The sequence below is a fragment of the Shewanella sp. 6_MG-2023 genome, assembly GCF_030547195.1.
GTDB lineage: Bacteria > Pseudomonadota > Gammaproteobacteria > Enterobacterales > Shewanellaceae > Shewanella.
This window is the reverse complement of record NZ_JAUOQU010000025.1, coordinates 24460-38171: the sequence shown is the minus strand read 5'-3', so window position 1 is coordinate 38171 and position 13712 is coordinate 24460. Positions and strand designations below refer to the sequence as shown.

Annotated in this window: 8 protein-coding genes; 5 read left to right on the top strand and 3 right to left on the bottom strand. The window is 42.3% G+C overall.

The genetic code is table 11. From position 1 onward, the window contains the following. Nucleotides 1-175: 175 nt before the first annotated feature. A complete protein-coding gene (locus Q4533_RS14565; protein WP_102531221.1) occupies nucleotides 176-3883 on the top strand; it encodes a response regulator in 3708 nt (1235 codons plus the stop codon). Nucleotides 3884-3956: 73 nt separating this feature from the next. After that, nucleotides 3957-6356, top strand: coding sequence for a zinc-dependent metalloprotease (locus Q4533_RS14560; RefSeq protein WP_102475357.1), 2400 nt, complete (start codon nucleotides 3957-3959; stop codon nucleotides 6354-6356). Between the two features lie 124 nt (nucleotides 6357-6480). Here Q4533_RS14560 and Q4533_RS14555 read toward each other — a convergent pair whose 3' ends face one another. Continuing rightward, nucleotides 6481-8289 carry a protein kinase gene (locus tag Q4533_RS14555; protein WP_102436672.1) on the bottom strand — a complete coding sequence of 603 codons (1809 nt, stop codon included), beginning with the start codon at nucleotides 8287-8289 and terminating at the stop codon, nucleotides 6481-6483. A 276-nt stretch (nucleotides 8290-8565) separates the two neighbouring features. Here Q4533_RS14555 and Q4533_RS14550 point away from each other — a divergent pair, with 276 nt between their 5' ends. Beyond that, nucleotides 8566-8922 (top strand): hypothetical protein, encoded by a 357-nt coding sequence (locus Q4533_RS14550; RefSeq protein ID WP_076540594.1) that lies wholly within the window; start codon nucleotides 8566-8568, stop codon nucleotides 8920-8922. 164 nt (nucleotides 8923-9086) lie between these two features. After that, complete coding sequence (locus tag Q4533_RS14545; RefSeq protein WP_303503050.1) at nucleotides 9087-9746, top strand: thiopurine S-methyltransferase; 660 nt, start codon at nucleotides 9087-9089, stop codon at nucleotides 9744-9746. An 85-nt stretch (nucleotides 9747-9831) separates the two neighbouring features. Here the strand turns inward: Q4533_RS14545 and Q4533_RS14540 are convergent, their stop codons facing one another. Continuing rightward, nucleotides 9832-10863 carry a porin gene (locus tag Q4533_RS14540; RefSeq protein WP_303503048.1) on the bottom strand — a complete coding sequence of 344 codons (1032 nt, stop codon included), beginning with the start codon at nucleotides 10861-10863 and terminating at the stop codon, nucleotides 9832-9834. Nucleotides 10864-11353: 490 nt separating this feature from the next. Then, entirely contained in the window at nucleotides 11354-12385 is a 1032-nt protein-coding gene (locus Q4533_RS14535) for a porin (RefSeq protein ID WP_102520925.1), read from the bottom strand. Nucleotides 12386-12793: 408 nt separating this feature from the next. Between Q4533_RS14535 and tcdA the strand changes: the two genes are divergently transcribed. Further along, on the top strand, nucleotides 12794-13588 hold the full coding sequence (gene tcdA / locus Q4533_RS14530) for a tRNA cyclic N6-threonylcarbamoyladenosine(37) synthase TcdA (RefSeq protein ID WP_102436769.1): 795 nt from the start codon (nucleotides 12794-12796) through the stop codon (nucleotides 13586-13588). The last annotated feature ends 124 nt before the right edge of the window (nucleotides 13589-13712 follow it).

Below are 13712 nucleotides of genomic sequence, written 5' to 3'. Positions count from 1 at the left end.
TTTGCTATGTTTTTAGTGGAATGGAGTGAAAAATAAATTAGTCATGTTTTGTGAACATTTATTCGTGTGCTTGCGAATATGTTCCTGATAATATGCATAAATAGACATTATTAGCGTACCTCCTTTTTTACCTTATTAAATATCTACGCTGCTAAGAAAAGCCAAAGGGTTTTCAATGAAATCGACCGAGCCAGAATTACAATTAAAATCGCTTATTCAAAGAAAGTATAACCGAGCCGTTTTTTATACTTATATTGGTGTAATTGTTATGGCACTTTTATCGGCATGGGTATTGTTTGAGCGTGAAAAAACCCAGCTAATTAAAGAGCGTGAAGAGCAAGTATTGCGTCATGTCTTGCAAATTGATTTACTGCTGGAGTCGAGTATCCGTGCAGTAAAAAGCTTACGTAACGTCGCCGTAGATAACTTACGTTTAGGCGAGTTAGTCCGTAAAGATCGCTTACCTCAATACGAAAAATTCAATGAAGATGGTCAATTTTTTACCTTAGAGCCAAGTTATGCCACTAGTGGTGAGCCCTTTACCAATATGGGGCGCATTACCGGTATGGGTACCCTTGATGGCCGCAGCGACAGGTTTTATCAAGAATTAGAAATGCTATTTGAGCTGTCGTTGTCTTTCCCTGTTGCGAAAGAGGCCGCCCCTAAAGCTTCTTCGATTTATTACATATCCAAACAAAGGATCATGTCGTCATTTCCGTGGACCAATGACGAGTACCGTTTTCGAGAAGAGCTGCTTAATAAAAAACAATTCCAACTTGCTACTCCTGCCATGAATCCGCAGCGCAGTGTTTTTTGGCGTGAAGCTTATGTAGATTTAGCCGATCAAGGTTTGTTAACCACCCTAGGTCTGCCAGTATATCTTGAAGATGAGTTTATTGGTTCAATCAATTTAGACATGACTTTGGCATCGTTAGCTAAGCAAATGCGGATGTATTTTAAAATGCCGGGTACAGTGATTTTGCTGGATCAATATAACAATATATTGTCCCACAGTGATTTTGAAGCCAGCGATATGAACCGGGTTTATCATATCAGTCAGCGCATTCCGTCAGAGCTGCATTCTTTGCCTGAATCTGAAATGTTCGATGCCCATGATGGCATACTGCGCAACGGCTACTATATTCACTCAGTCGCGCTGCAAAACCCGCCATGGCGCTTGCTATATCTGCAAGATGAAGACCTGTTATTCCAAGACGCTTGGGATAAGTTAAAAGTGAGTTTCTTACTGGTGGTTTTCGCCTTGTCAGTGCTGGTGACCATTGTTCACTGGCAAACTCGCCGCTCATTCGTTAACCCTGCCTCACGTTTATTGACCCATTTGGAAGAGTGTTCTCGCGAGCCTAAATCGCCACCTGAAAAAATCACTGAAGGTTGGGAGCCGTGGTTCTTGCTGGTGAGTCGTATTTTTGAAGAGAACAAACAATATACCGGTCATCTAGCCGAGCAAAATAAACGTCTGGATAACTTAGTCGCAAGGCGCACCCAACGTTTGCGCGATACTACTGAGCGCCGAGAACGTGAGTTTGCACTATTACGCTCATTGATTGACTCAATCCCAGAGGCGATTGTTTACAAAGATAAAGAAGGTAAGTATTTAGGCTGTAATAAATCGGCTGAGTACATGCTGGGCTGCAAAGAAAGTGACATGATCGGGCAATTGTCCCTTGATACCAGTTACGATCAAGGCGTGCGTAGCCGCGAAGAAGATCAAAAAGTATTAACCGAACGCTCACTGATGCGTTATCAAGAAAAAGCCGATATTGGTGGTAAAACGGTACTGCTCGATACCTTAAAACTGCCATTTTATAACCGCCGCGGCGAGTTATTAGGGCTTATTTCAGTATGGCGTGATGTCACCCGTGAATATGAATCGGCTGAGCAATTACGATTATCTGAAGAGCGTTACCATTTAGCCATGGATGCAGTAGAAGATGGCTTGTGGGATTGGTATTTAGATTCAGAGCAGCTGATTTGTAACCCCGCATTTTATTCAATGCTAGGTTATAAGCCGAACGAATTTCCAGCGCTTATTTCAGCAACGGATGCACTTATTCACCCAGACGATCGCATGCGAGTCGAAGAGTATCGAAGTGCATATGCGCTAAAGCCCAAAGGAACCTATGAGATTGAATACCGTATGCGCTCTAAATCTGGAAAGTATCATTGGGTGCTGTCTCGGGGCCGAGCAGTGGAGTTTGCTGCCGATGGTCAGTCTAAGCGAATGCTGGGTACGCATAAAGATATTACCCGCCAAAAGAGTAACGAAGTGGCCTTGCTTGAAGCTAAGCAAGATGCTGAGTTAGCCAACATGTATAAGAGTGAATTCTTGGCCAATATGAGCCATGAAATTCGTACTCCGATGAATGCCATTATCGGTATGTTGCAATTGGCGCTGCGAACTCAGTTAACCGCTCAGCAAAAAGATTATTTAAATAAAGCGGGATTCTCTGCTCAGTCATTACTGCGCATTATTAATGATATTTTGGATTTCTCTAAAATTGAAGCGGGTAAATTAGAGCTTGAAAGGGTGTCATTCCCACTGGATAAAGTGCTTGATCATGTCATTGATATGAATGCGCAAAAGGCTCAAGAAAAAGGCGTTGAGTTACTACTATATGCCCCGGTTACCGCTGGGCTAATTCTCAGTGGTGACCCTCTGCGTTTAGGGCAAATTTTAGTTAACTTATTATCTAACGCGGTTAAATTTACTCAAAATGGTGAGATTGAACTGGGCTGTGAAGATGTAGGCGAGCGAGATCACCGTATTACCCTTAAGTTTTGGGTACGCGATACCGGTATTGGTATTAGCCAAGAGCAACAAGCGAACTTGTTTGATGCCTTCTCCCAAGCTGATGGTTCTACCACTCGAAAATATGGTGGTACCGGATTAGGCCTGTCTATTAGTAAGCATTTAGTCTCGCTGATGGGCGGCACCATGGCCGTTGAATCAGAGCTCAATCAAGGGAGTACTTTCAGCTTTACCATTAGTTTTGAAATTGCTGAAGAAAATGTGGTTGAGCCATTGGTGGTGCCAAAGCAGTTAAATAACTTAACTACCTTAGTGGTGGATGATAACCCAAGTGCTTTGCAGATATATTCCACCTTGATGCGCGACTTTAGCTTTGGGGTGAAAACCGCGCAAAGTGGTGCACAGGCACTAGATGTTTTAGCCCACAGCCCAATAGATTTATTATTGCTTGATTGGATGATGCCTGAAATGGGCGGCGGCGATGTGATTAATATCATTGATGAAATGGTTGCTGATGGGCGGATTAAAAAGCGTCCGGTGATTATTTTAATGACCGCTTATAGTGCTGAGCCGTTAGAGGCCGAGTTTGATGTCAGTCGTGTGTTTGCTGTTTTGCAAAAGCCTTTTAAAGCATCAGCCTTGTTTGATGAGATTATTGGCGCCTTTGCCGCTGAGCCTCAATTGAATGTAGCGCCTGTGGTTGAAGAGGATTCCGAAGCTGCCAAACAAACCGGATTAGTCTTGCTGGTTGAAGATAACTTTATTAATCAGCAGGTAGCCACCGAGCTACTTAAAAGCGCCGGTTATGAAGTTGAAGTGGCTGATAATGGTCAAATAGCACTAGATATGATCGATACTCGTCCGTTTGATGCCGTATTGATGGATATTCAAATGCCGGTCATGGATGGCTTGACTGCTGCCAGAGAATTACGTAAGCGTTACACTACAGAGCAAATGCCGATTATTGCCATGACGGCCCACGCCATGTCTGGTGACAGAGAGAAAAGTATTCAAGCGGGCATGAATGCCCATATCACCAAGCCGATAGTATTAAATGAATTGTTTGATACCTTAGAGCATTGGATTGACTATAAAAATCAGCAGCAAAAATAACAACAATAATGGCGTCAGTTAAGTCGCCAATAATAACAATTAACCTGAGCACAACAACAAGGGAGAGTGTTGAATGGATCGTAAAAGTATGGCGCTTGCTTCAGTCATGGCATTAACGCCAGTACTCATGGCAACCCCAATTATGACTTACGCTGCGACCTCAGCGGCGCAGAAAGTGATAAAGCAAAGTGACAAAGCCCAAGGGTTTATCAACTTTTATTTCCAAAATAGCTCTGGGGAATTGTTTTTAGAAGCAAACCGACTCAATGAGCCCTTTTTACTGATCAGCAGTTTACCCCATGGCGTTGGTTCTAATGATATAGGCCTAGACCGAGGCCAGCTCGGGCAAACACGCATGGTGCAATTTGAGCGCCACGGTCCTTATATTCTGCTTAAACAGTTAAATACCTTTTATCGGGCATCAAGCGATAACCCAGCGGAACAGCTAGCGGTCAAAGAGGCGTTTGCTGAATCGGTATTATGGCGCGGTAAAGTGGTCGAAGGTAAAACGCCGCTAGTTGCGGTTAATGATCTAATGATTAATGATTTACATGGGGTTTCTCAGCGTTTAGCTGACACTAAGCAAGGCAGTTATACCTTGGATAAATCCCGCTCAGTTATCTTACCCCAAGGAGTTAAGTCATTTGAGCAAAATGCCGATGTCGATGTTTTACTGACTTTCAATAGCGCTAAAGCTGGCGAATTTGTTAAGCAGGTGACTCCAGATGGCAAGTTTGTTTCAGTGCGAATGCGCTACTCTTTTGTGGCCTTGCCAGAAGCGGGTTATCAGCCCCGCGCTTATCAGCCGATGAGTGGTTATTTATCAGATGAGTATTTTGATTACTCTGCGCCTATCGACTCGCCAGTAAGCAAACAATATCTTTTACGTCATCGACTTGAAAAAGTCACCCCAGGTATTGCTCCTAGTGAAGTGGTTAAACCGATTACTTATTATCTTGATCCTGGCGTGCCAGAGCCTATTCGCTCAGCATTACTCGATGGTGGCCGCTGGTGGGAAGAAGCCTTTAATGAAGCAGGCTTTATTAATGGTTTTAAGCTGGAGATATTACCAGAAGATGCCGACCCACAAGATATTCGTTATAACATGATCCAATGGGTGCATCGTGCGACTCGCGGCTGGTCTTATGGCGCGTCAATTAAAGATCCGCGCACCGGTGAGATCATTAAAGGCCATGTCACCCTTGGGAGTTTGCGGGTTAAACAAGACCACCTTATTGCTCGCGGTTTAACCGCAGGTTGGCAAGACCGAGATGCCGCTGCTGAGGCATCAATGGCCTTAGCATTGGCGCGTATACGCCAATTGTCAGCTCACGAGATTGGCCATACCTTGGGGCTAGATCATAACTTTGCCGCCTCAACCAATGACAATGCTTCGGTGATGGATTATCCCCATCCCAACATTACCCTTAAAGGGGATCAAGTTGATATTTCAGCGCCATACGTTGAAGGCATTGGTGAGTGGGACAAGTTTACTATTGCTTACGGCTATGGCGATAAAGCTAATGCTGACGAGCTAGTGAAACAAGCCAGAACAGCAGGATTGCGTTACATTGGTGAAGCAGATTCCCGCTCAGCATCAGCAAGCCATGCCTATGCAAGTTTATGGGATAACGGTAACTCTGCAGCAGCAGAACTAACACGATTAGAGCAAGTGCGCCGCAAGGCAATTGAGCAGTTTAATGCCAATGCCTTACTGCAAGAGCAGCCACTAGGTGAACTTGCCGATGTGTTTGTGCCAATTTACTTACTGACCCGTTTTCAAGTGGATGCCGCAGCGAAGTGGATTGGTGGCAGTGATTATAGCTATCAGCAGCATGGCTCAGCTGAGCGCTGGCATTATTTATCGCCCAAGTTACAAACTGAAGCCTTAAGCTCTTTATTAGCGCTACTATCGGCTGAAAGCTTAGCAGTACCGACTGAAGTCACTGAGTTATTAGTGCCTAAAGCAGGTAATTACCGCAAAACCCGAGAAAGCTTTGATTCTGGCATTGGGGTGTTAACCGACCCCATAGGAATGGCAGAGGTGATGAGCCGCCATGTGGTAAGCCGAATATTAGTTCCAGAAAGATTAAACCGTGTCAATCAAGGCTTTATGGATGATTCAGAGCAGTTATCTGTGGTGAGTCTCATCGATAAGTTATTGGCGAAAACGCTTTTTCAAGATTTACAGCGTGGGCAGTTGTTAGCTGTGCAGATGCGTGTCAATACCGTGGTATTAGATGAGTTACTATCTAGCTACCATAACGACAACACCTCAGCTGAAGTAAAAGCGCAATTGTTAGCGCGCTTAACGTATGCCGAGAAGCAATTAAAGCGCCGTAGCAATCGCGCCAGTAATTATCAAGCTGCCCATTTTGAATGGTTATTGCAAGGTTTAGCCAAAGGGCTTGAGTCAGCGGAGTATCGCTTTATTGCCAAACCTCTAATGATGCCACCGGGTTCGCCAATTTAGTTTTTTGCTATGAACTGCTCGTTATAAGTGCGTGGCTAAAAATGCCCTGTTAAGCCGGTATGCTCGGACTAACAGGGCTTTTTATTGGCAGTAATTTAGCCGATGAGATGACATCTGCAGATAATCACTCTGCTATTTGCTTTGGATTTTTAGGGTAAAAATGATCCGCTTTATGATCAATATGGGAAAACTGACGGGTATTTTTATAAGGCAGTTTCATAAAACCTGAGACCCCATGGCCTTGAATCTTACTGGCATGAAATAAGATTCTATCCAGAGAAGCTCTAAAAGCTGCTTGTTTTCTCGGGTTTAATAAGCGCAAATAACTGTGTATTTTTAGATGGTTAGGTAAGGCTTCAAAAATAATGCAGCCGGTATGATGAATTTGGTTTATCCAACCCAGTTCTGTCATGATCTCGGTGGGCAGCTCAAGGTTCTCTTCAGGATCTTTACCATCTTCAAAGTAAGAATGTAGCCGCGAACGGCCTTCTGATGCGGGCACATCACCCACTTCAAAACTTAATTGCGCATCGTTGACCATTTTATATGGCTCAGATGGATTGTTTCGCTCTAAATGTAAGGTGTCTTTAGCGTTAAAAAAGCAGGCTTTAAATACCCCGATACGTCGAATGCCGCGGGCTAAGGTCACCATATTATTGACCGCTTGGATTAACACTTCCTTAGTGTCGGGGTCATAAATAGCAAGGTTAGAGTCGATATAGACGCCGCTTTTACGCCAATGAATGGCAAGGCCTCCCACAATCGGGTATTGGGCTAATTTACCCACTGCGGCAATAAAGCCTTTTTCAGTGTCACCCATGCCCGCAAGAAAATTACGGTAATATTTTTCTAATTGAATATCATCCATCTTCGTAATGGGGTCTTGGGTGTTATGTTCCTTTAAAAATGATTTTCTGGAACTGTAACTCACGGTTTCGACTTGTTTTTGCTTTGGTAAAACCCACAGTGGTATATCTTCAATTAACGGCTGAGCCCCAAGGTGTGGCAAGTGCATACGGTGATTGTGGCGCATGCTCTTTAAAAAATAATCACCGGCTAAATTACGTCTGCTGGGGTCATCGCTAAGCATGCCATCTAAAGTGCGGGCCAGCTCAATGGGTAAACCTAAACTACTGGCGGTGATCACTTTACTGCCAAAGCGGCTAATTTGCCCTGATGCCAGTGCGTATAAGGTGGCTGCCACCCCTTGCTCATCAAATCTTGGACTGGATAACGCCCCATTAAGCTGATCTTCACCGATAAAGTACACATCGCCCATTCTGGCGTTGGTGTGTTGTTGATCGCTCGACATCAAGGACATCACATTGTCTTCAACCGAGTTATTATGCTCATCACGTTGGGCAAACACCGCCGAGCCCCAATCAATGAGTGATAAATGGTCGTTTTCAATGTCATACACTAAATTTGATGGCTTAATATCGCCATGGACTAAGCATTTACCTGTGCGCAGGTAGTACAATAAATTGGCCAATTGCCGTGCAATGCTGATGATCATGGCTATGGGTAACGTCCCCATTCGGTGACAGATTTTATCGAGATCTTCACCTTTGGCTCGCTCCATGACCATAATGCCTTGCTTGCCGACCCGCTCAAATTTGATGGCGTTAGGGACATTAGGGTGCACTAATTGACTGAGCATGAAGGCTTCTTCTTCAAGTCTATCTTGCACGCTTCGTGGCAGGGTAATGCGGGAAAACTTAAACACATGGGATTGGCTAATATCATTGATACCCGCAAACACAAAGCCATAGGCACCTTTGCCGATAAACTCGATATCATGATAACCAAGCTTGCTTAGTTGCTGTTTACATAAACGGATCCAGGCTCGATGCTTACGGGCATCTTCAGCCTTGAGCAGGTAAACTGATTGCTCTTCATTGATATAAAAATGCTGTAACTGCGGTGTTTGCAAAATTAACTTCCTATGTACCAAGGTGCCTGTTGAGTGTATTGGTATTGGCTTATCTCATAAACTCATATTTACACATTGCTGGCAAGCTATTGGATTGATTGAGCCGATTTTTTTTCTGTTTTAGCCTTTATAAAGCAAATTAACCTCACCTAGATCTCAAACCGACCTATCGTAAAAATTAGCTGTTGTAAACTTTGACGTGAGTCAAATTGTTTTGTGCGTTAGGTAGGTAGTATTTAAGTAAGTAAAAATATTCGGTTTAATCAAGGAGTGCTTATGCCTACCATTAACAAAGCGGATTTAATTTCACTATTTCCTTTTCCACGGCAACGTATTTTACAGTCGATGGAAGTTACTCACTGTCCACATGCGGTGTTTTATAATGCCAGTGATGAGCAATGTACTACTTGTCATCAGGGCGAAGAGTGCATTTGGATGAATCATAATGATGAACTGGTGGCCCTTGAGAAAAAATCAGTGGAAGATCTGAAACAACAGTTGTTGATTGCGGTGGACTTTATTGACTCGAATTTGAGCCCACATCATTTATCACGTCGTAATTGTCAATGTGATAACTGCAAGTGGCTTAAAAAAGTTCAGCATGTGCTTCAAGGTAAAGCTGAACAAGAGTAGCAGACATTGCCATTACTGTTGCTTTATAGCTTAGGTTTAGTCAATCAAAGTTGTCGTTTGTCGGGTTCAAACTGTGGTTTACGGGTTTAAGCTTTTTAGTGTTGCATCTCACTTTTAGAGTGATTAGAGTTAGACGCATTATTTACTGACTTGAGTTTATCTACATGGAAGCGAGTTTTTGGCATGAGAAGTGGCAGTTACAACAAATCGGTTTTCATCAGCCGCAAGTGAATCCATTTTTAGTAAAGTATTGGTCTACACTTGCCGTCGATAACAGCGCAGAGGTGTTTGTACCTTTATGTGGCAAGTCATTAGACATGTGTTACCTTGCAGAGCAAGGCCATGATGTTGTTGGCTGTGAGCTAAGCCAAACCGCTGTTGAGGACTTTTTTAGCGACAATAATTTGCCTGTGAGCATAACTTCGCAAGCTGAGCATCAATTTTTTTGTGCTGATCAAGTAACCCTTATTCAAGGTGATATTTTTACCCTACCATTAACGGCGACAAAGTCGATTCAGGCTTTTTACGATCGCGCCGCCTTAATTGCTTGGCCAGAGCAAATGCGCCAGCAATATGCACAACAGCTTGCCAAGTTAATTCCGGCTAAAGTTAAAGGGTTATTGATTACCTTAGATTACCCACAAGCAGAGCTTAATGGCCCGCCATTTGCGGTGAGCCCGCAGTGGATTGAACAATACCTGGCGCCATATTTCGAGATTGAATTACTCGAGTGCGCTGATGTACTAGCGGATAACCCTCGATTTTTAAATAAGAATGTCTCTTGGCTAAATGAAGCGGCTTATTTGTTAACCCGCAAGTCTTAATAAATTTTTTTCTATTGTTTTAGTGAGCTGCAGACAATAAAAAAGCGACCATCAGGTCGCTTTTCAGTTGTAGACTAACTCGTTGTTAGAAGTCGTAACGCATACCAACACTGAAGACATTATCGTCTTCAAGATCTGTCTTAGCATTAGCCATGGTGTAATCACCTTCATACATAGCGTAATGGGCAAACACTAAGGTTGATTTAGCAACGCGATAATCAGCACCCACTGTGATATTTTGCACATTGACATCATCTGCGCCTGCTTCACCTAGATTTTTGTAGTAGTTACCAAAACCTGCTTCATCAGCACCGTACTCTACTTTCAAGTTTACGCCATTTAAGTTGTAAGCTAGATTAATAAAGTAAGTATTGCCGTCTTGATCTGAATTAGTCACACTTTCTGAGTTTTGGAATAAACCACCAATTTTAAAATCGCCGGCTTTAAATTGTGCTACTGCGCGGTATGCATCAATACCACCAATGGCTTTGTTATAAGCACCAGCAACATAGTAATTGTGTTTTTTAAGGCCTTTGTCACCAAAGGTCACGCTTAAGGCATATTGAGAGTCATCAGAGGCTTGATTATCTTCCATTAAATAAGTGGCATTAATGGTAAACATGTCAGCAATCAGCGGAGAATAGTACCAAAAACCATCGGCACTACGGGTTTGGCCGCCAACTAAACGATCCATATCGGCATTGGTGTTACCAAAAATATCCACACCACCTTCAGCAGCTTTAAATACGGTATCGTTACGGCCGACTAGCACTGAGCCGCCTTCAGTTTTAATTCCTAAGTAGGTGTTACGCGCTTTGAAAACATCACCTTTGCCAGACGTGTTCTCTACCTGAAATTCCATTTGGTATAGCACTTCAACGCCATCAGTAATTTTTTCACTGCCTTTAACGCCTAAGTTTGAGAAGTTATTTTCAATGTAAGTACCACTTTCACCTAGGGTTACACCGTTAGTGCCGCCTTGCAGGGTTGCACCGGTTTCGGAGTTGGTGATAGATAAATCTAAGCGACCGTAAAAATCAGGACCGTCGGCTAACGCAGCGAACGAAGTGAGGGTTAAAACCGATACAACTGATGCAGATAATAATGTCTTTTTCATCTTTCATACTCCCTTTAGAACATGATGTTCTATCCCCATTTATATGGGATTGTTTTAGTGGTATTTTTCGCAGAACACTCTGCGTAACAAACTTGTTGCAATATTTACAGGTTTGTCGTTAAAAAGTTGTGGCCTAGATCAAGTTTTTTGTTTTGAGGTAAAATTGGCGTGTAAAAGATGTGATAAATGCTGTGTATTTGGGTTTTGGTTAACACTTTTATAGCGTTATACCTATTTAGAGAGGTTCACATCTAATTAAAAATGCGCTAGCCCAGTAATTTATGAGATCTACATCAGGTTTAGGGATTGCTTAAGTGGGAGCTTTGAAGTGTTGTTATTGCAGTTTTTTTAGCTATTAGGTCATTAAAATCAACCTCTAATGACTAAAACAAAAAAAACGGCCTAAATAGACCGTTTTTAATCATCATATCGGTAGATAAATTAACGCTTAAAAACGATGATTAAGCCGTTAATAAGTCGCTGTGATGAGTTAGAAATCGTAGCGTAAACCCACAGTCACGATATCGTCATTTAAGCTTTGGCTAGTTTGGTTTAGTACCATGTCGCCATCATACTTAGTGTAGTGACCATATACTAAGGTACTTGGGCTAACGCGGTAATCTGCACCAACACTGAACTGGTTGATTTCGAAATCGCTCATGTTTTCTAAGCTAGAAGTATCATTAGCAAAACGGCTAGCGTACTTACCAAGACCTGAATCATCATAACCGTAAGCGGCTTTAAGCTTTAGGTTACCCATTAGGTAAGCTAGGTTTACGTAGTAGCTATCACCTTCAAGATGAGCTAGTTCAGCTTTTTGGCTTTTACTGTTTTGGTATAAACCGCCAACAATAAAGTCACCAAATTTAGCTTGTACTACACCACGGTATGCTTCTACATCGCTGATACCATCTTGGTATGCTGCAGCTGCATAAAAGTTATGTGTTTTAAATGCTTTATCACCAACAGTTGCGCTTAATGCATACATAGAACTGCTAGTTGATTCGTGATTATCATCCATTAAATAAGTCGCATTTAATGTCACTAAATCTGCAATTTTTGGTGAGTAATAGCTAATGCCATCAGCTTCACGGTTTTGACCAACAACTAATAAATCGATATCAGAGTTACTGTTACCAAATAAATCAAATCCACCTTCTGCTGCTTTGAACACAGTGTCGTTACGACCCACTAATGCAGTACCTGCAACTGTTTTAATACCTAAAAAGCTGTTACGAGCAGCAAAAGTATTACCAGAGTTATCAAAGTTAGAAACGCCGAACTCCATTTGATATAAGATTTCTACGTCATCACTGATTTTTTCAGAACCTTTAACACCTAACCATGAAAAGTTATTTTCAAGGACAGTGCCATCTTTTTGGTTTTGAGTTGCAATACCTTCACTAGAGTTAGTGATTGCAAGATCGGCGCGGCCATAAAAATTTGGGCCATCAGCTAGAGCAGTAAAAGAGGTCATTGCAGTGCAAGATAAAATAGCTGCAGTGATCAGGTTTTTTTTCATCATCTTAATCTTCCTTTGGTAAGGGCTTGATTTTTATCAGCTATGCTTGCTGATATTGATAGAAAATAACGACTGGGTTATCAACCTTATCGTTATTCATAGTAATTCCTGTTCTGTGGAGGATATTGCCACAAAAAGTTCATACCAAAGCGTGATCTATGTCACTTTAGGTTGGATTTAATTTATATGTATCATTATGATTTACAATGACTTAAATCGTAGTTAACAGTTTTATTGGTGCGGTTAACTGGCTTTCTTTGTTTTTGCTGCATGTTGCGGGTTTAGGTAATAGGTGTTTCAGTGTGTAACTAGGGTTTAACTAAGGTTTAATTGAGGAATACATTCAGATCTGCGTTGATTTCGTATAAAATACCGCCCCCACATTGAGAGTTTAAAGAGCAATACATGTTGTCTGAATCATACTTAAATCGTTTTGGTGGTATAGGTCGACTATACGGTCAAGCGGCATTGGAAAACTTTGCTAATGCACATGTCGTGATCATCGGTATTGGTGGGGTAGGGACTTGGGTCGCTGAATCGCTGGCTCGAAGTGGTATAGGGCAAATAACACTGATTGATTTAGATGACATATGTGTCACTAATACCAATCGTCAATCTCACGCAATTGCATCCACCATCGGCCAGTCCAAAGTTGAAGTAATGGCGCAGCGAATTATTGAAATTAATCCTGAGTGCGTGGTGAATGAAGTCGAAGACTTTATCACTGTCGATAATTTGGCGGAGCATCTGGGTAGTAAAGCCAGTCCGTTAGCGATTGATTATGTGGTTGACTGTATTGATGCCGTCAAACAAAAAGCGGCGTTAATTGCATGGTGTAAAAGAAATAAGCTGAAAATTGTCACCGTAGGTGGCGCGGGAGGTCAAACCGATCCCACTCAAATTCAGTTAACCGATTTAGCTAAAACTTATCAAGACCCATTATTAGCGAAAGTCAGAAACATTTTGCGTAGAGAATATAACTTTTCAAAAAATGTTGCCCGCAGGTTTGCCGTTGACGCAGTGTTTTCAACGCAACAACTGGTATATCCTCAAAATGATGGTAGCGTCTGCAGTACTAAAAATAGCGCCGATGGCAGTATGAGAATGGATTGTGCGTCAGGCTTTGGCGCAGTGACTATGGTTACTGGCACTTTTGGTTTTATTGCTGCAAGTCGAGTATTAGCCAAATTGGCAGCCAAATAATGTATACAGAATGCCAATATTTTTAAGCTTAACGTTTAGCTTATCAATCTCATTTAACCTATAGCTTAGTTTCGATCTTCATGGCGCATTAAACAGCTTATTTGATGCGCCTAACTGCCGTTGT

Coding starts and splice junctions, on each gene's coding strand:
- Q4533_RS14540 (WP_303503048.1), bottom strand. CDS start 10,863: ATGAAAAAGACATTATTATCTGCATCAGTTGTATCGGTTTTAACCCTC.
- Q4533_RS14550 (WP_076540594.1), top strand. CDS start 8,566: ATGCCTACCATTAACAAAGCGGATTTAATTTCACTATTTCCTTTTCCA.
- Q4533_RS14560 (WP_102475357.1), top strand. CDS start 3,957: ATGGATCGTAAAAGTATGGCGCTTGCTTCAGTCATGGCATTAACGCCA.
- Q4533_RS14545 (WP_303503050.1), top strand. CDS start 9,087: ATGGAAGCGAGTTTTTGGCATGAGAAGTGGCAGTTACAACAAATCGGT.
- Q4533_RS14535 (WP_102520925.1), bottom strand. CDS start 12,385: ATGAAAAAAAACCTGATCACTGCAGCTATTTTATCTTGCACTGCAATG.
- Q4533_RS14565 (WP_102531221.1), top strand. CDS start 176: ATGAAATCGACCGAGCCAGAATTACAATTAAAATCGCTTATTCAAAGA.